This window comes from Streptomyces manipurensis, from assembly GCF_049570255.1.
GTDB lineage: Bacteria > Actinomycetota > Actinomycetes > Streptomycetales > Streptomycetaceae > Streptomyces > Streptomyces manipurensis.
Map to the genome: position 1 here is coordinate 7,071,995 of NZ_CP186950.1, position 20,602 is coordinate 7,092,596.

Genomic DNA, 20,602 nt, shown 5'->3' on the forward strand with positions numbered 1-20,602 from the left:
GATGCACAGCGTGTGCGTGCCGGCCTCCAGGTCCGTTCCTTCGGCGTTGCAGTTGAGCACCAGGGTGACGGGGGGTCGGCGTAGGCCGGACCGGCTTGGAACATGGCGCCCTCACTGCCAGCGGTGGTGCTCAGCGCGCGGACAGCTCGTGTCAGCAGCCCTTCGTCCGGTCTGCTGTGATCTTAGTGATGAGCCATGTGTCGCCCTCCAAAGCGGCCTGGGACGTGACCGGGTATTTCAGACGCTGATCAGCCGGCTGAACGGGCTTCCCGGAGTCCTTGTCGACGGGCTTCCAGTTGGTTGTGTTGAAGCAGTCGGAGAGCGTGGCGGTCTTGTTCTTGATGTCGACGGATGTAACCGTCGGGCTCATCTCCGGCCGGCCGGTGTACTTGATGTTTTCCGACGTGTTGAGCAGGGCGGATCCTTTCAGGTCGGCTGCTGCGTCCCCCTTGGCGAACTTCGCCAGGTCCTCGGTGCGCACCTTTCCGTCTGCGGCCGTCTTGATCTGTATCTCGCGCATGTTGGTGTAGGCGGCCAAGACCTTTTCCTTCGCGGCCTGGCCGGGATCGCTGGGAGGCGGCTTGGACGCTGACACGGAAGGCGTGGACGACGCTGTGCCCGTCGCGTTGTCGGAGCTGCAGCCGGCCAGCGCTCCAGCGGCCACGGCGTATGTGAGAGCGGTGCCGGCCATACGCAGGGCGTGGGTTCGGGTCATGGTGGACGGTGCCATCGGCAGATCCCCCTTCAGTGTCGGATTCGGGCGCGAACGTGTGAGCCATGAGGGCAGTAGGCGCGGAGGAGTTCCTCCAACGCGATCCGCCTGCCATGGACGGACTCATCGGGCCAGGACCCAGCGAGCCTATAACTGCGCCCGTACGGCGCGCCGCGCCCCGCGAGTGCGTCGACCCGGCCCGCATCCGCCGCCGCATCGTACGGCGCGAGGCGAAGGGAATGGATGCCGGCGCTGTCGCGGCGGCCCTCGAGGAGGCTCGGTTCGACGCGCGGCAGGCGTCCCGGTACGAGGACCTGGCCGACGACCTCCGTGGCCCGGCGGAGCATGCGGAGCGGGAGCGCATCGCCCAGCTGCTCGCCGCTGCCGGTCCGGGCGCCGTGTACGACCCGGACGTCGACGACGTCGTCCAGGCCGAGCTCGCCGCCGACACCGCGGCCGCCGCCCGGGAGGCCGAACTGCGCGAAGCCGTCCGGATCGCGACCCGCGCCAACCACCTCCAGGTGCTGCGCGACCTCGGCACCCTGGACCAGGCCGAGCCAGCCGAAGGCGACGAGGCCGTACGCGACGAGCTCACCCGGCGCACGGACGGGTACGTCCAGGCCGACGTCGACACCTTGCTCGCCCACGCCCTGGCCACGCACCGTAGGCACTGCCGCGACCCGGCCGCCCGCGAAGCCGCCGGCCTTCTGACCCCGCGGTCCTCGCCCACGCCGCCCTGCTCCGCGAACTCCTGCGTCTGGTCCCCGGCGCCGACTCCGACCAGCTGGCGTTCGCGGCCCGGCTCGCCGCCACCGAGCCCGAAGCCGTCAACGGGCTCGCCGTGCTTTTCACCCGAGGGCTCCTCACCAGGCCCAAGCCGATGTCAAGCTGAGGCAGCGTGTGCGTGGCACCGGCTGTCACCGCGACCCGGAAAGTGTCACGGCGCTGGAACAAATCCATCCATGTCCCTTTCAGGGAGCCCTGAGGTCGTCCTGACGGGGGTCGAGGGGCGGCCGTGACACATAGAGGTCCAGACCTCCCGAGGGCCGGCAATCCGTACGGACCGTGATCGCAGGCGCTGGTTTGGTCGGAGTGGCCCCGGGCCCTTCCGTCCGGCGATATCGTGGTGAGGCCCGCCAGTTACGCGCCCTGGAGCCCGCGGCCGCCGACGCGGTCCGGGCGTACGCGGCCCAGACCCGCGAGAACGCCGACCGGTTCGCCGCCGTCCTGGAGGACATCGCCGCCAACGGCGAGGTGGAAGCCTGCGCCCACGCCGCCTCGGGTGTTCATGTCGCTGATGATGAACTCGATCGAGGTGTGGCCGGGGAAGCCCCAGAGATTGCCGACGAGGGTGGTTCCGTTGACGACGGGCCCGCCGGAGTCGCCGGCGTTGGTGGCGATGACGCTGGTGAAGCGGCCGATGCTTGCCGGGCCGTGGCCGACGACGTTGCCACAGGTCTTTCCGGTCCGGTGGCCCATCTTGCACAGGCGAGTGCCGACGGCGGGGCGGGCGCCGAGTGAGGTGATGGTCACCGAGCCCGACGGGCTGTTGACCGTGTTCGTCGGGGTCACCTTGGCCGGGTCGAACTTGATCACGGCGTAGTCGGGTCCTGCCACACCGCCGGTGTAGTAGCCGTTGCCCTCGCTGATGTAGGTCACCTCGCCGATCACGCCAACCTCGAGGAACTCAAGGCTGCTGGGCAACGGGGCGGGGGCGAAGAAGCTGCCGTGCGGCGACCTGTCGAGGTAGACCTTGTCGCCGTGCACCTTGTTGCCCGCGTCGTCGACGAAACAGTGCGCGTTGGTCAGGCCCACGAGGTTGCCGGCGTTGTCGTAGCCGACCGCCGTCAACGTACAGCTCTTGATCTTCGCTTCCGTCGGCGTCTGCACGAACTGCTGGAAGATTCCGGTGCCGCCGCCGATCGGATGGAGGGTGTCGGCCCGGGCTGCGGGGGACAGGGTGTCGGCCTGGGCCGGGAGGCCCACGACGGCGAGCAGCGATGCCGCCATCGCCGCGGCTAAGACAGCTGCCCTGCGTATGAAGTCGGGCATGTTCACTCACTCCCCGGGAGAGATCAGGACGCCGACCGTTCAAGCAGGCGATGACGCTCTTGACCTCGCGCTTTCAGGTCACGGCCGCCACGCCACGGAATCCCCATCGGGATCGGGCACGCCGACCAGATTCATGTCAGAGAAGACCGCCGCCACCCGCGCCTGCCGGGTCCTCAAAGCCAAGGTGAAGGAGCTGGAGAAGACCGGCGAGGTCCGCGGCCGGGACCCGGCCCCCGCCTTCACCGTCCCCCGGCTGCGGGCCGCCGTCGCCGCCGCCCCCGACACCCTTGCCGGGCTTGCGCAACGGGGCCATCGGAACGCTCGCGTTCGCGCTGATGGCCCGCGAGCACGAGATCGCCGGGGCTGGCAGGGCATGGGTGTCCGGTTCGGGGGCGTGGGCGACGGGGTCGTCGCATTGCACGGCGTGGTGGTCCTCGCGTCCCGTCGGCCTCACGGGGTCCGGGCGCGCCCGGTCACGCGTACGGGTCGAAGGGGATGCCGGCCGGCTTGGCCTTGGCCAGGTGGGAGGCGAAGGAGCCGTCCTTCAGGCCGAAGTGCGCGCTGCCGAAGTCCGCCTGGGTGAGCTTCTCGCGCAGGTTCGCCGGATAGCCCGACCAGCCGACCAGCGTCGGGTACTGCCAGGTCCCGCGGTGGTTCTCCGGCGGCTCGTCGTTGGTGTTGGCCGCGCGGAAGCAGTGGGTCCCGATGCCGTCCTTGTGGTAGACGACCTTCGGGTGGCTGCCGTCCCAGCGGATGCGGTCACGGGCGTGGACGACGAAGTCGCCGTGGGCGGACGTCGCCACGTACTTCGCCTCGCCGCCCTGGATCCACACCACGACGTGCTCCCAGTCGTGCCGGTGCCCGCCGAGGCTGATGCCCGGTATCGCCTGGTCCTTCTCGAAGTACAGCGCGTACACGACGGCGCACCAGCCGTTGTTGCAGGCCGCGCGGGAGTAGCCGTTGGTGTTGGCGAGGTCCGAGGCGTCCCGGCAGCTCCCGTTCAGCGCGCCGGTCGGCGACAGGCCGCCGTTGAGCACGCCCGTGGGACCGATGGCGGGGGTCGGGTAGCAGCCGTCGGTGTCGTAGTCGAAGGCCGGCTGGAACGCCCGCTCCATGGCGTCCGCGTTCCCGGGGAGGGCGGGAGGCGGCGCGGCGAAGGCCGCCTGCGGCACGGCGACGACCAGCGCGAGGGCGGCGCCGACTACTCCGAGGGATCTCTTCACGCGCCAACTCATCTTCACGACACGTCTCCTGACGATTCATCAAAATCGGTTGGGGGGTGCGTGCCGTCCCGGGACGGCGCGTCCGGTGGCATCCTTCGGCAACGGAGGCCGGGGGGCAAGAGGCCCTGCGCCGAACGTCCGCCGTCGGCCGGGGAACCGAACGGGAGCGTTCCTCCTCTGACAGGTCGTACGCACGTCCGCAGAAGAGGAGTCGGCATGAACGCAGGGCGTCCCCAGGGGGTCGGAACGGCGTGGACGCTCACCTGTTGCGCCGTCGCCGCGCACGCGGTGGTCTGGGTGCTGGGCGCGTTCGTGGTCGCTCCCACCGGCCTCGACGAGCTGACCGCCACCTCGGGTGCCGGGGGAGCCGTACGCCAACTCGCGCTGTCCGGAGGGGTGCTGGCCCTGTTCCTCGCCGGATGGCTGGCCGTCGGCCTGCGGATGCGGGCCGGCCGCGGCTGGGCCCGCCACGTCCTCGCGGTCATCGGCGCCGGGTCGCTGCTGTTCCTCGCCACCGACTTCTCGATGAGCGGCGGGGAGACCGGCCCGTGGCCGCTCCTGTCGGCCGTCCCCGACCTGCTCGCCGCCGCCGTCGTGGTCCCCGTGTACCTGCCCGCTCTGCGCTCCCGCTTCCCCGCGGGCCCGCACCGGGCCTGAACTACGCAGGATCTGCGGCCGGACCGGGCCGGGACGGAAGTCCTTCCCGAATTCCGTGCGGCGCGCGCTGCGACTATGCTCCGGCGAGTGCCGCCCGCCCCCTTGTTCGAACGGGCGGGCCGCCTTTCGCGTGCAGAGTTCCAGGAGTGCAGTGGTGATCGGACGTCAGCAAGAACGGGCGTTCATCGCCGCGGCACTCTCCCCCCGCGCGGCGGCCGCCTCCGTGCTGCTGCTCGGCGAGCCGGGCGTGGGCAAGACCCTCCTGCTGGACACCGCCGCCGACGAGGCGGCCCGCGCCGGGACCCGCGTGCTGCGGGTCCGGGGCAACGCCGCCGAGGCCGAGCTGGCCTTCGCCGGCCTGCACCAGCTGCTCCTGCCCGTACTGGACGGCGTCGCCGGCCTGCCGGTCCGTCAGCGCGGGGCCCTGCTCGGCGCGTTCGGCATGGGGGAGGACCCGGCCCCGCCGGACACCATGATGATGAGCCTGGCCGTGCTGACCCTGGCCTCCCAGGTCGCCTCGACCGGCCCGCTGCTCCTCGCCGTCGACGACGCCCAGTGGCTGGACCGGGGCAGCTGCCAGGTGCTGGGCTTCCTCGCCCGCCGGCTCGCCGGCGAGTCCATCGGCCTCCTCGTCGCCGCCCGCGGCGCCCACCGCCCCGACTGGCTGGACCCCTCGGTGCCGCACCTGGTGGTGCCCGCCCTCGCGCCGGCCGAAGCGGAGGAGCTGCTCAGCGCCCAGCCCGAGCCCCCGGTCGGCCCGGCGCGGCGCCAGGTGCTCGCCACCGCCGCGGGCAACCCCCTCGCCCTGGTGGAACTGGCCCGGTCGGCGGCCCGCGACGGCCACCTGCCCGCGGCCGGGCCCGTGCCCGTTCCCGTCACCGACCTCCTGGAGCGCACCTTCGCCGCCCAGGTCGGCGAACTGCCCGGGGCCACCCGCGAGGCGCTCCTCGTGGCCGCGGCCGCCGAGGGCGTCGCCCTGGCCGACGTCCTGGCCGCACTGCCCCCCGGCTCCCGCACCGACGTGTGGCAGCCGGCCGAGCGGGCGGGACTCGTACGGCTCCACGCGGACCGCATCGACTTCCGTCACCCCCTGGTCCGCTCGGCCGTCTACGGCGCCGCCCCGTTCGCCGAACGGCGCAGCGCCCACCTGGCCCTCGCCGAGGTGCTCGCCGGCGACCCCGACCGCCGGGCCTGGCAGCTGTCGGCCGCGACCGTGACCCCCGAAGAGCCGGTCGCCACCGCCCTGGAGGCCGCCGCCCTGCGGGCGCTCGGCCGCGGCGCGGTGGCCGAGGCACTGGCCGGGCTGGAGCGCGCCGCGCACCTGCACCCGGTCCCGACCGAACGGGCGCGCCTGAGGGCGACCGCCGCCTACGCCGCCGTCGTCACGGGCGACATCGCCAGGGCCGAAGCCCTCGCCGCGCAGGCCTCGCTGCCCGACGGGGACCCGGACGCCCTGCGGTGGATATCCGCCTTCAGCGGACTCGTCGAAATGCTGATGCTGCGGATGGAACGCGCCTTCCGCCTCGTCGTCCCGGACGAACTGCCCGGCTCGGCCCAGATCGACGCGGGCGTCTCCACGATCGCGACGGGCATCGTCTACCACTCGGGGATCCCCGCCCAGCGCGAACGGATCCGGCCGATGCTGGCCGCCCGTGCCGGGGACGAGGGAATGGCCACGCATCCCTTCCACCTCTGGGACACCGGCGTCACGGACCCCTACCTGCACGGCAACACCGTCCGCGGCCACCTGCCGGCCGTCACCGCGGCCCCCGGCCTGATCCCCACCGAGAAGCACACCCTCGGCGTGCTGTGCATGGTGCTCGACGAGACCGAGACCGCGATCGGCCTGCTGGGCGAGGTGGTCAACCCGCAGTGGGAGGACGCGGCCGACTTCCACGCCGGGACCACCGCCGCCGACCTGGCCCTGGCCCACCTCGACGGCGGCCGGTGGGCGGACGCCCGCCTCGGCGTCGAACGGCTCGCGGACCGGTTCCTCGCCGGCCGGCACAACCTCGGCACCGTACGGGCCCTCGCCGTCCTCGCCACCCTGTGCGCGCTGACCGGCGAGAGCGAGAACGCCCGGCGGCACGCCGCAGCCGTGCTGGCCGTCACCGAACCGGCCCACGCCCTCGCCACCACCGTCCGCGCCCACCGGGCCGCCGCCTTCGCGGCGACGGCCCTCGGCGACCACGCCGCCGCCCACCGCCACCTCCGGGCGCTCTTCGACCCGGCGGGCGCGCCCCTGCACTACCACCTGTCCTGCTACGCCGTCGCCGACCACGCGGCCGCCGCGGTGCTCACCGGGCACGCGGAGGAGGCCCGTACGGCCCTGCGGCGGGTGACGGCCGAGGTGGGCGACGGCGCCTCCGCGCGGCTGCGGCAGATCCTGCTCCGGGCCGCCGCCCTCCTCGCCGAACCGGCCGCGGCGGGACCGTACTTCCGCCAGGCACTGGAGGACCCGGCCGGCCAGGGGTGGCCCTTCGAACGCGGCCAGCTGTGGCTGGAGTACGGGGAATGGCTGCGCAGGCAGCGGCAGATCGCCGACGCCCGCTCCGCCCTGGCCAAGGCCCGCGAGATCTTCGAAGGCCTGGGCGCCGGCCCCTGGGCGGCCCGCGCGGAGGCCGAACTGCGCGCCGCCGGCGTCGCCGTCGACCCGGCGCGGCAGAGCGCACTGCGCTCCCTGACCCCGCAGCGGCAGCGCATCGTGCGGCTGGCGGCGCAGGGCCTGACCAACCGGGAGATCGGAGAGCGGCTCTTCCTGTCCCCCCGGACCGTGGGAACCCACCTCTACCAGGCGTTCCCGGTGCTCGGCGTGACCGCGCGCGGCCAGCTGCGCGACGTCGTGGAGCGCGAGCCGGGCGACTGAGGCGGCCGGCGACGACGCAAGTCATGTGACGGATGGCGCGGACCGCGGACCGGCGGAGAGTGGGAGCAGAACGCCCCGCACCGCAACCGGAGTTCCCCATGACAGCCGCACCGCCCACCCCGCCGCTCTCCCCGTCGGAGCGGGCCGACCACTGGCACCACCTGGTGTCCGGCACCTTCGTCCCGCTCGACGTCGTCCTGCACGAACCGGTGCCCCCGGCCTGGAACATCTCCAGCGAACGGCTCGGGCCGCTGCGGATCTCGGTGGTCGAGGCCGGTCCCCAGACCGTCTCCCGCAGCCGGCGCCGGATCTCCCAGGGCGGCGGGGAGTACCTGACCGTCACCCTCCAGCAGCGCGGCACCGCCCGGCTCACCCAGGACGGCCGCCAGGCCCTGGTCGGTCCGGGCAGCTTCACCTGCTCGGACGCGGGCCGGCCCTTCCTGCGGGAGCAGCCCGACGACTTCCGCTTCACCGCGTTCCGGGTGCCCAAAGCGGGACTCGGCGTCACCGACGCCGAGCTGAGAGCCGTCACGGGCACCCTGTTCAGCGGCAGCGCCGGAACCTCCGGACTGGTGGCGGGCTACCTGGCCGGCCTCGCCGAACGGGCCGCCGGCTTCGACGCCGACACCGCCCACCGGCTCGCCCTCACCACCACCGACCTGCTGACCCTCCTGGTCCGGGAACGGCAGGGCGCACCGGACCCGCAGGCCCCGGAAACGGCGCGGGCCATGCTCGCCCGCGTCCAGGACCACGTCCTGCGCCACCTCGGCGACCGTGGTCTGTCCCCGGAGCGGATCGCGGCCGAGCACCACATCTCGGTGCGGTACCTGCACAAGCTCTTCCAGGCCGAAGGGACCACCGTCGGCCGCTGGATCCGGCGAGAGCGGCTGGAGCGGTGCCGGCGGGAGCTGGCCCGGCCGCGGGGGAGCGCACCGTCGGTGTCGGCGGTGGCCCAGCGCTGGGGCTTCGTCAGCCCCTCCCACTTCAGCCGGGCCTTCCGGGACGCGTACGGGATGTCGCCCCGCGAGTGGCAGTCGGCCGGCCTGGCCCCCGCCGGTCCGGAACGGTGCCGGACCTGATGCCCGGCACCGTTCCGGACCCGCCCTCGGGCTCCGCTCCCGGCGTCCCCCGTCACAGGGTGCGCCGCACCCCCGCCTGCCGCTCCAGATTGCGCAACTGCACCCCGAGGCCGCCCTCCACCGCGTGGTGGGCCGGCCCGCTGCGGCCGATCGGGAGCACCTCCTCACCCCGCACGTCCTCCAGCATCAGCGCGTACGCCGCGTACGCCGCCACCAGCGCCACCAGGATCCCGAGCCCTCCGGCCGTACGCACGAGCCACTCCGCCCCGGTCAGCCCCGCCAGTCCCGTGGCCGCCCAGCGGGGCAGGGAGGCCACCAGGACCAGCCACAGGGCCCGCTTGGGCCCGGTCACCGCGGCCAGCAGCACGCCGAAGCACAGCAGCGCCAGGTTGAACACGCCGAGCACCGCCGGACCGCCGGCCGCTCCCGTCCCCATCACCAGCGCGTACGCGAGCCAACTGCCCGCGAACGTGCCCATCAGGGTCGCCGCGATCACGTCCCGGGCACCGAAGGCGAGGACGCTCACGAGGAACTGCAGGGCGAAGGCCGGCAGCACGCACAGGGCGACCGCCCGCCGGTCCGCCGCGTCGAACACCCCCAGCTGCTGGCAGCCCGTCAGCACGGACGCGAAGGCCACGGTGAAGAAGCCCAGCGGCAGGGGCGAGGCCACCGGGTGCAGGTTGATCCGCGTCATCGCCCGCAGGTCCGGCTCGAACCGGCGCCCGGAGCCGCCGGGATCCCCGTCGGGTGCGGCCGCGGGGCTCCCCGCGGCAGGATCCGTACTCATCCGCCGTTCCTCCCCGTTCACGGTGCGAAGCACGGGTCGACGGGACCCCGGGCGGCCGGCCCGGTCGCGCTGTCTCCGCGGGCGGCCCGCCAGGCGCGGTGCCGCTCCGACTCGGCGACGGCCTCGGCCATCGCCTCGGCCTGACGGGACCCCGAGGCGTACCCGCCGAACCGCGCCACGGGACTCCACGCAGGGGAGACCGGCGGCACGGCCTCGTCCATGCCCGCGTACTCGGCCCGCGCGTGCACGATGCGCCCCCCGACGACGGTCAGCACGGACTCGATGTCCGGGATCTCGGCGTCGGGCACCGTGAAGTAGTCCTGCGAGAGGACCGCCAGGTCGGCGTAGCAGCCCTCCCGCAGCACCCCCTTGACGTCCTCCTCGCCGGTGAGCCGCGCCCCGCCCAGGGTGTACAGGCCGAGGGCCTCCTCCCGGCCGAGCAGGTTCGCCGGAGGGTAGAGGGCCGTGCCGCCGACGGTGCGTCCGGTCACCAGCCAGTGCAGTGCCACCCAGGGGTTGTACGAGGACACCCGGGTCGCGTCGGTCCCCGCGGCGAGCGTCAGCCCGTGCTCCAGCATGGACCGCACCGGCGGGGTCCGGGCGGTCGCCTCCGCCCCGTACCGGTCGAGGAACGCGGTGCCCTGGAAGGACATCCGGTTCTGCACGGACACGGCGCCGCCCAGCGCGGCGATGCGCTCCAGGCTGTTGTCGGAGGCGGTTTCGGCGTGGTCGAAGAGCCAGCGGCGCCCTGCGGGGAAGAGACCGTCGGCCGCGAGCCTCTCGAACACCGCCAGATCGCGGCGGATGGTCTCGTCGTAGGTGGCGTGCAGCCGGAAACCCCAGCCGTTCTCCGTCAGCAGGCGCACCGCCTGCGCGAACTCCGTCTCGTAGCCGGGTCCCAGGACGGGCCGTGGCTCGGCGAAGTTCTCGAAGTCGGCGGCGGCCCAGGTGAGGTTCTCCCCGGCGCCCGCCAGGCGCAGCCACTCGTCGCCGTCCCCGGGCCGGACCGTCTGCGTCCAGCGCCGGAGGTCGGCGAGCTCCTGTCCCGCCGTCTGCGGGAAGAGGAAGTAGGCGATGCGCAGGGAGAGTTCCCCCGAGCGCGCCAGGTCGACGACCGCCCCGTAGTCGTCGGGGAAGTTCTGGAAGCCGCCGGCCGCGTCGAGCGCCGAGGTGAGGCCGAAGCGGTTGAGCTCCCGCAGGAAGTGCACGGTGGACGTCCGCCGGTCCGCCGCGTCCAGGGCCGGGGCCTTGGCCAGCGTGGAGTACAGCAGCAGGGCCCCGGGCGCCGCCAGCAGCACTCCGGTCGGCTCGCCGTCCCGGCCGCGGACGATCTGGCCGCCGCGCGGGTCGGGGGTGTCCCGCGTGTAGCCGGCGGCCCGGACCGCGGCCCGGTTCATCAGGGCGGACTGGTAGAGGTGCAGGACGAAGACGGGCGTGTCGGGAGCGGCGGCGTTCAGCTCGGCGACGGTCGGCATGCGCCGCTCCGCGAACTGCTCGGCCGTCCAGCCGCCGACCACCCGGATCCACTGGCCCCTGGGCGTGCGGCCGGCCTGTTCCCGGAGCATGGCCAGCGCGTGGCGCAGGCTGCGCACCCCGTCCCAGCGCAGCTCCAGCACGTAGTTCAGGCCGCCGCGGATGACGTGCAGGTGGGAGTCGTTCAGACCGGGGACCACCCGGCGGCCGAGGGCGTCGACCACGCGGGTGTCCGGGCCGACCAGCGCGGCGAGGTCGTGGTCGTCGCCGAGGGCCGTGATCCGGCCGTCGCGGACGGCCAGGCCCCGGGCCCCGGGCCGGGCCGGGTCCCCGGTGTACACCTTGGCGTTGCGGACGAGGAGATCGGCCGGGGCGCCGCGCGGGGCGGGCGCCTCGGCCGGGCGTATGCCGGCCACGGGCATGCCGGTGGAGCCGCTCATGCCAGGGCCTCGCGCAGGGTGGTGACGGCGAGTCCGATGGCGAGCGAGGCGGCCGCGGTCTCCCGCAGGGCGTTCAGCATCACGAAGTCGTGGATGGTGCCGAGCGCGCGCAGCGCGGTGACCGGTACGCCGGCCTCCCGCAGCTTCGCCGCGTACGCCTCGCCCTCGTCGCGCAGCACGTCCGCCTCGGCCGTGACGACCAGGGCGGGCGGCAGCCCGGCGAGCTGCCCGGAGTCGGCCCGCAGCGGCGAGGCGGTGATCTCGGCGCGCTGGGCGGGGTCGGTCGTGTACTGGTCCCAGAACCAGCGCATCGCGTCGCGGCGCAGGAAGTACCCCTCGGCGAACTGCAGGTAGGACCCGGTGTCGAAGGAGGCGTCGGTCACGGGGTAGAAGAGGACCTGCTGGACGAGGCGGACGTCGCCGCGCTCCTTGGCCATCAGGGTGAGCGCGGCGCTCATGTTGCCGCCGACCGAGTCGCCCGCGACGGCGAGGCGGCCGCCGTCGAGGCCGTGCCGGTGGCCCTCGGTGGTGATCCAGCGGGCGACGGCGTAGTTCTGTTCGATGGCCACCGGGTACCGGGCCTCGGGCGAGAGGTCGTACTCGGGGAAGACCACGGCCGCCCCGGCACCGACGGCCAGCTCGCGGACCAGCCGGTCGTGGGTGTGGGCGTTGCCGAAGACCCAGCCCGCGCCGTGGATGTAGAGGATCACCGGCAGCGGGCCGGTGGCGCCCGCCGGGCGGACGATGCGGGCGCGGACCTCGCCGGTGGGGCCGCCGGGCACGGTCAGCCACTCGTCGTCCACGGACGGGAGGGTGACGCCCTCGCCGTTCTGGACCTCGTCGACGGCCTTGCGGCCCTCGGCCACGGGGATCTCGTAGAGGAACGGGGGCGTGGCGGTGGCGTCGGCGAAGGCCTGGGCGGCGGGCTCCAGGACGGGGCGGTTCGACATGGCGGGGGAACTCCTTGGGGGAAGTGGTGGGCGGTTCAGGATCGCGCCGGCGGCCGCTCCGGTGAGGGAGACGGCCACCGGCACGCCGTAGCGGGACCCGCTCAGCCGAGGAAGGCGAGCAGGGCGGCGTTCACCTCGTCGGCGTGGGTCCACAGCAGACCGTGCGGCCCGCCGGCGACGGTCTTCAGCTCGGCCCCGGCGATGCTGCGCGACAGCGGGACGGCGGTGGAGTCGATGGGCAGGGTGCGGTCGGCGTCGCCGTGGATGATCAGGGTGGGGACGTCGATGCGGGGCAGGTCCTCGCGGAAGTCGGTGAGCCAGGCCCGTACGCAGTCCAGGGTGCCCTTGGCGGAGGCGCCGACGGCGACGTTCCAGCTCGCCCGGACGACCTCCTCGCTGATCCGCTCGCCGCCCAGCACGTCCATGTTGTAGAAGTCGGCGAGGAAGTCAGTCATGAAGGCGAACCGGTCGGCGCGCAGGGCCTCCTCGATGCCCTGGAACACCGAGGCCTCGACGCCGGCCGGGTTGTCGACGGTCTTGAGGAGGAACGGCGGCACCACGCCGATCAGGACGGCGCGCTCGATCCGCTCCGACCCGTAGGTCCCCAGGTAGCGGGTCACCTCGCCGGTGCCCATGGAGAAGCCGACCAGGGCGGCGTCGCGCAGGTCGAGGACGGTCAGCAGCCGGTCGAGATCGGCGGCGAAGGTGTCGTAGTCGTATCCGTCCGCGGGCTGGTCGGAGCGGCCGAAGCCGCGCCGGTCGTACGTGACGACCCGGTGGCCGGCGGCCAGCAGCGCGGCGGTCTGCTTCTCCCAGGAGGCCCCGTTCAGAGGCCAGCCGTGGATCAGGACGACGGGGCGGCCGGTTCCGTGGTCCTCGTAGTGGAGCCGGACGGGGGCGGAGTTGCCCTCCGCGACGTCGATGTAGGGCATGGGTGTGTTCCTGTTCGGTGTGTCAGTGGGTGTGGGTGCGGGTGTGGGTGCGGGCGGGTGAGGCCGGGCCGGGCCGGGCGGCCGGCGGGCGGTGCAGGACGAGCCGGGTGAGCAGCCCGCTGCCGACCCCGGCGGCGAGGACCACGGCCGTCCACCACAGCGGGTACGGGGCGAGGCCGAGCAGCCGGTCCAGGGACCAGTTCCCGGGACCGGTGGCGGCGAGGGCGGCGGCCGTGCCGATCAGGACGAGCGGGTACTCGTAGCCGTCGTCCTGCACCCAGAGGCCGTTCGGCCACTTCACGGTGAGGGCGACGGTCATGACGCCGATGGCGCCCGTGGCGGCGAGCGGGGTCAGGAGTCCGCAGGCCAGCAGCAGACCGGAGCCGATCTGGCCGGCGCCGGCCGCCAGGGCGGTCAGGGCACCGCCGCGGAACCCGTCCGCGCGGAACTCCCGCGCACCGCCCTGGAGGCCCGTGCCCCCGAGGTGCGAGCTGATCTTCTGGACCCCGTGGCCGGCGATGAGCAGGCCCACCAGCAGCCGCAGGAGAAGGAGGCCGGTGTCCAAGGGGGTCAGCCGGCGGCGTGCGCGCCGATGACCGACTGCGCGTACACGACCCCCAGGCCGTAGGCGCCCGCGTGCTCCTTGACGATCTCCATGACGGCGCCGTACGTCTCCTGGCGGGCCCAGTCGCGCTGGAGCTCCAGCAGGACCTGCACCCAGGTGACCGGCACCGCGCCCGCGGCGACCATCCGCTGCACGGCGTGCTCGTGGGCGGCCGGGCTCACCCCGCCGGAGGCGTCGGTGACCACGTAGACCTCGTAGCCCTGCTCCAGTGCGGACAGCGCGGGCAGCACCAGGCAGACCTCGGTCCACAGACCGGACAGCACGATCTTCCGGCGGCCGGTGGCGCGGACCGCCTCGACCAGCGCCTCGTCCTCCCAGGCGTTCATGCTGGTGCGGTCCACGGGCTTCTGGCCGGGGAAGACGGACGCCAGCTGCGGCAGGAGCGGACCGGAGAAGGACTCGGCGGCGACCGTGGTCAGGACGGCCGGGACGTCGAAGGCCCGGGCCGCCTTCGCCAGCCCCACCGTGCTGTTGATGATCGCCGTGCGGTCCCCGCTTCCGGTCCCGAAGAACATCTGCGGCTGGTGGTCCACGAAGAGCATGACCGCGTTGTCGGGCGTGAGCAGGTCCGCGCTCGGGGCGGCGTGCACCCGGGTGATGTCGAACATGAGGGGAGTCCTCTCGCAGGAAGAGCCATGAGTAAGGGGAGTGACCACGCGCCGTGCGGCGCGGCCGGTCACTCCCCGAACGTAGGTCCGCGAGGATCAGTCGAGTTGCCCCTGCGCGCCCGGCGTCTTGTCCGCGGGCGCACCGTGCGGCGGCGGCGCGGTGCCCCCGTCCCGGTCGCGGTCCAGCGCGCGTTCGGCGTTGAACCGGGCGCCGACGAGCAGGGCGAGATTGGCGAACCACAGCCAGATCACGAAGACCACGATCCCGGCCAGCGAGCCGTACAGCCGCCCGTAGGTGCCCAGTTCGGTGTACAGCGTGAAGAGCCCCGAGGCCCCCAGCCAGAGCAGCGCGGCGAGGACACCGCCCGGCAGCCCGCGGCGGGTCCCCCGGCTCTGGGCCGGCCCCGTCCGGAAGAGGACCAGGACCAGCAGGGTGACCACCAGCAGCAGCACCGGCCAGCGCAGCAGCGTGATGCCGTGCACGCTGCCCCCGCCCGCCGCCCGGACCGCCCACCGGGCCGCGGGGCCCGACAGGACCAGCCCGGCGGCGCCCGCCACGAGCAGCACCAGCAGCAGCGCCGCCGTCATGACCAGGGTGTGCGCGGCCCGCAGCGGCGGCCGCGTGTCGGGCACCCGGTGCATCGTGTGCAGGGCGCGCCGGAAGACCGCGAGGTAACTGCACGCCGACCAGAGCGCGCTGACGACCGCACCGATCAGCAGGGCCCAGATCGACGTGTGCGCCGCCGAGAGCCCGTCGAGCGCTTCGCGCAGCACCTGTGCGGACTGGGGTGGGGCGTACGAGGTGAGCCCGGCCACCAGCCGGTCCCGGCTCTCCGCGCCCAGCAGGCCCACCAGGGACACGGCGATGACGAGCGCGGGCAGCAGGGCCAGGACGGCGTAGTAGGTGAGGGCCGCCGCCTGGTCGGCGACGTTGTCGGTCCATACGCGCACGGCGGTGCGCACGAGGGCGGCGCGGGTGCGCACGAGGGCGAGGCGGGTGCGCGCCGCCAGGGCGGAGGCTCGGCCCGCTCGGTGCAGGGCGGAGCCCGGGATGTCTGTCACGGAACGCGCGTTCCCCGCGGACCCCGGTGCCATGCGCGCTGGTGCGTCCGGCTGCGACCGGTGGAGACGGGTACGGCGGCCGCACCCGGTGCCCGGGGGGAAGGGGACACCGCGTGCGGCCGCCGTACCCGGCGGGTCGCCGCCCCGCTCGAACGGCGGCCTGCCGACCACTGCGCGTATGGCCCCGAACCGAGGACCCAAACGCACCTCGGAAGAAGAACCTCCTTCGGTGTCGGTGCTCCCTCGTGGGGCAGGCGAGTGAAGTCCATGCCGCCAACATCAGCTGAGGAGACATGAACACCGCTCTTCGCCTCCTGACCGTCCTGGGCGGCTCGGCACTGCTCACCGTCGCGGCCGGATGGGCCGTCGACCGGCTGCTGCGCCGAGCCGACGTACGCCACCCCGAAACGCCGCTGTGGAACGCGCTGCGCCGCTGCCGCCCCGCCCTGCAGATCGTGCTGTTCGCCGCCCTGCTCAGGGGTGCCTACCGGCAGACCCAGTGGCAGCCCCTCCAAGACCACGAGGCGGGCGTCGGCCGGGTCCTCTCGCTCGTGCTGATCGGCGCGGGCGCCTGGCTCGTCGTCGGCCTGGCCTCCGCCGTGGTCGAGTCCGGGTACGCGCGCTACGCGATCGGCACCCGCGACCCGGCCAGGGTCCGCAGGGTCCGCACCCAGGTGACCCTGATCATGCGGGTCGTGACCGCCGTCGTGGGCGTCGTCGCGGTCGCGGCGATGCTGCTGACCTTCCCGAGCTTCCGCGCGCTCGGCACCTCCGTGCTGGCCTCCGCCGGCATCATCGGCATCGTCGCGGGCATAGCCGCCCAGTCCACGCTGGGCAACCTGTTCGCCGGCTTCCAGATCGCGTTCGGCGACATGGTGCGCATCGGGGACACGGTCGTCGTCGCCGGCGAATGGGGGGTCGTGGAGGAGATCACCCTCACCTTCCTCGCCGTCCGCACCTGGGACGAACGCCGGATCACCATGCCCGTCTCGTACTTCACCACCCGCCCCTTCGAGAACTGGTCGCGCGGCGGGGTCCAGATGACCGGCACCGTCTTCCTCCACTGCGACCACGCGGCGCCCGTCGACCTCATCCGCGAGAAGGTCCACGAGATCCTGCACCGCTGCCCGGAGTGGGACGGCCGCGGCTGGGACGTCGCCGTCACCGAGACGACCCCGTCCACCATGGTGGTGCGGGCCATCGTCACCGCCAAGGACGCCGACGACCTGTGGACGGTCCGCTGTGCCGTCCGGGAGCAGCTGATCACCTGGCTCTCGGAGAAGCACCCCGAGGCCCTGCCCCGTCTGGTCCTCGCACCCGCCCCGGACGCGGGCTCCGCCCCGTTCGGCCCCGGGACCACGGGACGCGTCCCGAAGCAGGGCGGCCGACGCTGACCCCGGCGCCCCACCGGCCCCGCCCGCCGTGTACCGGGGCCCGCCCCGGGCACACGGGCTGCATGACCGTACCCAAGACGACCGTTCTCGTCCTCGACAGTGCCGAGCCCGAACCCCTGGCACGGTTCTACGCCGACCTGCTCGGCGGCACCGTGGGCCCCGCGCCGGGGGACGGGGACCTCCTCCTCGTCACCGGCGCCACCGGGGTGGTGCTGGGCGTGCGCCGCGACCTCGGCCGGGTCCCGCCGAGCTGGCCCCTCCCGGAAGGCTCCCACCAGCCCCATCTGCGCATACTCGTCGCGGAGCAGGGCCTCGACGAGGCCGAGCGCGAGGCCGTGGCGCTCGGGGCCCGCCCGGTGGCCGCCGAGGACGACGGGGCACCTCCGGGCAGCCGCACCACCCTGCGCCGCTACGCGGACCCGGCCGGCCACGCGTTCGTGCTCGCCGTGACCGGCCGGGACTGACCGGTCCCGATCTGGACGTGCCGGGGTGCCGGGCGCGCCGCGCCCGGCACCTCACCCGTAGCTGACGTGCACCGTGCGGAAGCCGAGGGACCGCAGCAGGCCCTCCAGCATGGAGGTGGTGTTCTGCTCGGCGCGCTCCGCGAGACCGCTGTCCCGGGCCGCTTCCTGGATGTGCTGGGCGGCCAGCTTCTGCACGGCCTGCTCACCGGCCGGGTTGTCGGAGAACAGGTCCCCGATCCGGTCCAGCAGGCCGCGCTGCTTCGACACCGCGTACGAGCGCTCCGGGTCCAGGGCCGTCGCGCCGAGCACCGGGCGCGGCAGCCGGATCGTCGCCGCGGTGCGGTCGGCGTCGACGGTCACGTTCCCCTCGTCCAGGCCGCCGAGGTCGACGTAGCCGCTGACCGAGCCGGCTCCGACGTACAGGGTGCGGGTGCCGCGGATCGCGTCGGGCAGGAAGGCCGCGTCCTTCTCCAGGTCCACCACGACCTGGAAGTTGCCGACGGCGGCCTCGTAACGGTGCATGTCCTGGAGGGACTTGAGCAGCGCCGGCCCGGACCGGTCCCGGGTCTGCCCGCCGAACAGGTCACCGAACCACGACACCCGCCCGAACTGCCCGACGAGGACGGCCAGTACCGCGACCACAGCCAGGGCGACGGCGATCCGCGCCCACCACGGGCGGCGCGCGCCGCCCGTCCGTTCCGATGAGGTCTCCATGTACCCCGGATACCCCGGGAACCGCTCGGCAGGCGGCTGTCTACCGGTGCCGTGCCAGGGAGTGCACGAGGACGAGGAGGGCGAAGGCGATGACGGCCAGGTGGATCCAGGCGGGGCCGGGCGCCGGGTTCAGGGCCAGCGGGACGTACGGATGCGATTCCATACCGGGCGGATGCCCCCGTCCGCCGGGATGACGCCCCGTCGGCGGGACGTGTACGGGGACGGTCGGCGGGACGTGTACGCGCACCGATTCACGGGAACGCGGGGTTCGACGAACCGACCGGCCATCCGAAAGGAACCGTCCATGCTCATGGCTCACCCGGCAGTGCTCTCCGGCCTCGTCGACCGCTACTGGGCCCTCTCGGTCCTGGACGCGCGGGACGGCACCGTGCCGGCCCGCCGCCTCGAGGACGCGGCTGCCCTGCTGTGCGTCGCCACGGGCACCTCCGACGTGCACGCCGCCCTCGCGGCGGCCCGCTACGGTCTGCCCGGCGCCCGGATCCACGACGACTCGGTGCTCGGACCGCGGCCCGTGCCGCGCCGCTCCGCGGCCTCCTGACCGGCGGGGCCCGCCGGCCCCGGCCCCGGCCGGGATCACGCGCCGGCGGGCCTGCCCGAGGTCAGCCGGGACGCCTCGATCTCCGCCCAGACGGCCTTGCCGCCGTCGTGGACGGTGCTGCCCCACCGGTCGGAGAGGCGCTCCACGATGTACAGGCCGTGCCCGCCCGGCAGGCCGCGCTGCGGGGACGGGTGACGCCGGGGGAGCGTCGTCGTGGCGTCGAAGACCTCGATCCGCAGCGCCGTGCCGGACGTCAGGACGAGTTCGACGCAGCCGCCCGCGTGCAGCGAGGCGTTGGTCAGCAGCTCGGAGACGAGCAGCAGGACGTCGTCGGCGGTCTCCGTGCCGTCCCAGCCCCAGTCCCGCAGCGCCTGGTGCGTGAAGTCGCGCCCCTTCGCCACGTGGCCGCGCACCCCGGACAGGGCAAGCCGACGCCGCTGCCCGGCCACGGACAGCCCGGCGGGATGAGGATCGCCGGCCCCCGGCCCGATGGATTCCACTGTGGTCCCTCACCCCCGTCGTCGACACTGGCCCCTGCTCGCGCGTACCTCCACGGCCCCGCGCACGCCCGTGACAGTGTAGGGCCTGCACTGCGGATCACCGGGCGGTCGCCGCTCTCACGCGGTGCTCAGGTGCTCATGTGCAGTCTCAGCGTGAGGCCGTCCGCCGCCGCGCGGATCTCGACCAGGTCGCACAGCTGGTGGATCATCCACAGGCCGCGGCCGCCGTGGGCCGAGGCCAGGGTGGGGCGGCGCCGCCCCGCGAGCGGGTCGGCCAGCCGGCCGCCGTCACGGATCTCGGCCACCACGCCGTTCCCGGGGGTGCTCCACAGCCGGAGGGCCCCCTTCCCGCCGCCGTGCGCGAGGGAGTTGGCGGCCGCCTCGCTGACCGCGAGGACGAGGTCCCCCCGGCGGAGCGGGCTCAGGGCCGTGCCGAGGGCCCAGTTCTCGGCGTACTCGCGGACCTCGCCGAGCCGGCCGTGCGCGTACGCCAGCCACGGCGCGGGGCCGTCGGGCTCCGGGAGGGGGGTGTCGCAGTCCGCGCAGACGGGGGAGGCGCCGGCGTAGGCCGGGCTGGCTCCCCGGGCGCCCTTCTCGATCACCGTCGGGTGGGTGCGCCGGGCGTCCGACACCGCCGCGGCCGGCAGCCTCCGCACGTCGTACGGGCACAGCACGGTGGCGGGGCGGCCCGCGAAGGCCGTGTTGATCAGGGCCTCGTGGCGGGTGGCCTCCAGCAGCTCCGCCGGCGAGCGCCCGGGCCATATCGGTTCGCCCACGATCCGGGCCGGACGGCCCGGGTGCCGGTCGGCGAATTCCTGCAGGTCCGCGAGGATGCGGCCGGGGTTGCGGCCGGCCTGCTCCATGTCCGTCCAGGTCACCGCGGACGCGTCCGCGCCCAGGCTCTCGCGCAGGGCGTCCAGGCGGGCCCCGGGTACGGCCACGAGCACCGGCTCCTCGGCCGCCAGGGAGGCCAGCACGAACGCCCCCACCTCGTCCAGGTACTGTGCCTGGCCCTCGTAGAAGAGGGCGGGGTGGAGGAAGGCCCCGGGGTCGGCGGACCCTGGCACGTTGGTCATGCTGCGACCTCCAGGGCGGCACATTCGTCCGGGAACATCTCCACTACCTTGCGGAGCGAGTACGGCGGGTGGTGGAGCAGCAGGCGACGCCCCTGTCCGGTGAGGGTGGCGGTGGCCTGGACGAGCGCCGCGACCGCGGCCGTGTCCAGGAAGGGCACGGCCGCGAGGTCGAGGTGCACGACCCGCCCCGGGATGCGCGTGACGACGCCGAGCGCGGCACAGAGTACCGGGCGGGTGTCGATGTCGCAGCTGCCCCGCAGCAGGGCGCCGGGACGGTCGCACAACGGCAGGGCGCTCAGGGAGGCCGCCGCCGCACCGTGACCGGTGTGGGCGAGCCGTACGACGGCGTCCGGCCATCCGAGGTCGTCGAGCAGCGCCGACGGGACGGAGGGCGGGACGGGTCCGCCGTGCGGGTGGGGTGGCATGCCC

At 74.1% G+C, this 20,602-nt stretch carries 22 protein-coding genes; 6 read left to right on the forward strand and 16 right to left on the reverse strand.

Annotation, left to right across the window (positions count from 1 at the left end):
• Window positions 1–151: 151 nt before the first annotated feature.
• From ACPU2J_RS32075 to ACPU2J_RS32090, 4 genes are all read right to left on the reverse strand, one after another.
• On the reverse strand, window positions 152–730 hold the full coding sequence (locus ACPU2J_RS32075) for a hypothetical protein (protein WP_420078499.1): 579 nt from the start codon (window positions 728–730) through the stop codon (window positions 152–154).
• A gap of 14 nt (window positions 731–744) precedes the next feature.
• A complete protein-coding gene (locus ACPU2J_RS32080) occupies window positions 745–1,359 on the reverse strand; it encodes a hypothetical protein (protein WP_420078498.1) in 615 nt (204 codons plus the stop codon).
• Between the two features lie 493 nt (window positions 1,360–1,852).
• Entirely contained in the window at window positions 1,853–2,722 is an 870-nt protein-coding gene (locus ACPU2J_RS32085) for a peptidase S1 (RefSeq protein ID WP_423835056.1), read from the reverse strand.
• Window positions 2,723–3,237: 515 nt separating this feature from the next.
• A complete protein-coding gene (locus ACPU2J_RS32090; RefSeq protein WP_365499830.1) occupies window positions 3,238–3,999 on the reverse strand; it encodes an NPP1 family protein in 762 nt (253 codons plus the stop codon).
• 204 nt (window positions 4,000–4,203) lie between these two features.
• Here ACPU2J_RS32090 and ACPU2J_RS32095 point away from each other — a divergent pair, with 204 nt between their 5' ends.
• From ACPU2J_RS32095 to ACPU2J_RS32105, 3 genes are all read left to right on the forward strand, one after another.
• A complete protein-coding gene (locus ACPU2J_RS32095; RefSeq protein ID WP_420078497.1) occupies window positions 4,204–4,644 on the forward strand; it encodes a hypothetical protein in 441 nt (146 codons plus the stop codon).
• Between the two features lie 154 nt (window positions 4,645–4,798).
• Window positions 4,799–7,510, forward strand: a complete 2,712-nt coding sequence (locus tag ACPU2J_RS32100) for an AAA family ATPase (protein WP_423834618.1) — start codon at window positions 4,799–4,801, stop codon at window positions 7,508–7,510.
• 98 nt (window positions 7,511–7,608) lie between these two features.
• The gene (locus ACPU2J_RS32105; protein ID WP_423834619.1) at window positions 7,609–8,589 is read left to right on the forward strand and encodes a helix-turn-helix domain-containing protein; all 981 of its coding nucleotides are present in this window, start codon (window positions 7,609–7,611) and stop codon (window positions 8,587–8,589) included.
• 52 nt (window positions 8,590–8,641) lie between these two features.
• Here ACPU2J_RS32105 and ACPU2J_RS32110 read toward each other — a convergent pair whose 3' ends face one another.
• From ACPU2J_RS32110 to ACPU2J_RS32140, 7 genes are all read right to left on the reverse strand, one after another.
• Window positions 8,642–9,376 carry a hypothetical protein gene (locus tag ACPU2J_RS32110; protein ID WP_420078494.1) on the reverse strand — a complete coding sequence of 245 codons (735 nt, stop codon included), beginning with the start codon at window positions 9,374–9,376 and terminating at the stop codon, window positions 8,642–8,644.
• Window positions 9,377–9,393: 17 nt separating this feature from the next.
• Window positions 9,394–11,289 carry an amidohydrolase gene (locus ACPU2J_RS32115; RefSeq protein ID WP_423834620.1) on the reverse strand — a complete coding sequence of 632 codons (1,896 nt, stop codon included), beginning with the start codon at window positions 11,287–11,289 and terminating at the stop codon, window positions 9,394–9,396.
• Window positions 11,286–12,239, reverse strand: coding sequence for an alpha/beta hydrolase (locus ACPU2J_RS32120; RefSeq protein WP_423834621.1), 954 nt, complete (start codon window positions 12,237–12,239; stop codon window positions 11,286–11,288). The genes ACPU2J_RS32115 and ACPU2J_RS32120 overlap by 4 nt, the downstream gene beginning before the upstream one ends.
• A gap of 101 nt (window positions 12,240–12,340) precedes the next feature.
• Window positions 12,341–13,171, reverse strand: a complete 831-nt coding sequence (locus tag ACPU2J_RS32125; RefSeq protein WP_423834622.1) for an alpha/beta fold hydrolase — start codon at window positions 13,169–13,171, stop codon at window positions 12,341–12,343.
• A 22-nt stretch (window positions 13,172–13,193) separates the two neighbouring features.
• Window positions 13,194–13,736 carry a DoxX family protein gene (locus tag ACPU2J_RS32130; protein WP_423834623.1) on the reverse strand — a complete coding sequence of 181 codons (543 nt, stop codon included), beginning with the start codon at window positions 13,734–13,736 and terminating at the stop codon, window positions 13,194–13,196.
• 5 nt (window positions 13,737–13,741) lie between these two features.
• Window positions 13,742–14,404, reverse strand: a complete 663-nt coding sequence (locus ACPU2J_RS32135) for a hydrolase (protein ID WP_361601591.1) — start codon at window positions 14,402–14,404, stop codon at window positions 13,742–13,744.
• 96 nt (window positions 14,405–14,500) lie between these two features.
• Window positions 14,501–15,466, reverse strand: coding sequence for a YihY/virulence factor BrkB family protein (locus tag ACPU2J_RS32140; protein WP_420078489.1), 966 nt, complete (start codon window positions 15,464–15,466; stop codon window positions 14,501–14,503).
• A 293-nt stretch (window positions 15,467–15,759) separates the two neighbouring features.
• Between ACPU2J_RS32140 and ACPU2J_RS32145 the strand changes: the two genes are divergently transcribed.
• A complete protein-coding gene (locus tag ACPU2J_RS32145; RefSeq protein WP_423834624.1) occupies window positions 15,760–16,860 on the forward strand; it encodes a mechanosensitive ion channel family protein in 1,101 nt (366 codons plus the stop codon).
• Window positions 16,861–16,922: 62 nt separating this feature from the next.
• A complete protein-coding gene (locus tag ACPU2J_RS32150; protein ID WP_420078487.1) occupies window positions 16,923–17,324 on the forward strand; it encodes a VOC family protein in 402 nt (133 codons plus the stop codon).
• Window positions 17,325–17,375: 51 nt separating this feature from the next.
• Here ACPU2J_RS32150 and ACPU2J_RS32155 read toward each other — a convergent pair whose 3' ends face one another.
• Window positions 17,376–18,038 (reverse strand): DUF4230 domain-containing protein, encoded by a 663-nt coding sequence (locus tag ACPU2J_RS32155; protein ID WP_420078486.1) that lies wholly within the window; start codon window positions 18,036–18,038, stop codon window positions 17,376–17,378.
• Window positions 18,039–18,078: 40 nt separating this feature from the next.
• Window positions 18,079–18,201, reverse strand: a complete 123-nt coding sequence (locus ACPU2J_RS32160; protein ID WP_420078485.1) for a hypothetical protein — start codon at window positions 18,199–18,201, stop codon at window positions 18,079–18,081.
• A 141-nt stretch (window positions 18,202–18,342) separates the two neighbouring features.
• Here ACPU2J_RS32160 and ACPU2J_RS32165 point away from each other — a divergent pair, with 141 nt between their 5' ends.
• Complete coding sequence (locus tag ACPU2J_RS32165; protein ID WP_361601573.1) at window positions 18,343–18,597, forward strand: DUF5133 domain-containing protein; 255 nt, start codon at window positions 18,343–18,345, stop codon at window positions 18,595–18,597.
• Between the two features lie 35 nt (window positions 18,598–18,632).
• Here the strand turns inward: ACPU2J_RS32165 and ACPU2J_RS32170 are convergent, their stop codons facing one another.
• The 3 genes from ACPU2J_RS32170 to ACPU2J_RS32180 form a co-directional block, all read right to left on the reverse strand.
• The gene (locus ACPU2J_RS32170; protein WP_423834625.1) at window positions 18,633–18,998 is read right to left on the reverse strand and encodes an ATP-binding protein; all 366 of its coding nucleotides are present in this window, start codon (window positions 18,996–18,998) and stop codon (window positions 18,633–18,635) included.
• A 227-nt stretch (window positions 18,999–19,225) separates the two neighbouring features.
• The gene (locus ACPU2J_RS32175) at window positions 19,226–20,173 is read right to left on the reverse strand and encodes an anti-sigma factor RsbA family regulatory protein (protein ID WP_423834626.1); all 948 of its coding nucleotides are present in this window, start codon (window positions 20,171–20,173) and stop codon (window positions 19,226–19,228) included.
• Window positions 20,170–20,598 (reverse strand): STAS domain-containing protein, encoded by a 429-nt coding sequence (locus tag ACPU2J_RS32180; protein WP_420078483.1) that lies wholly within the window; start codon window positions 20,596–20,598, stop codon window positions 20,170–20,172. Before ACPU2J_RS32180 ends, ACPU2J_RS32175 begins: the two co-directional genes overlap by 4 nt.
• Window positions 20,599–20,602: the final 4 nt, after the last annotated feature.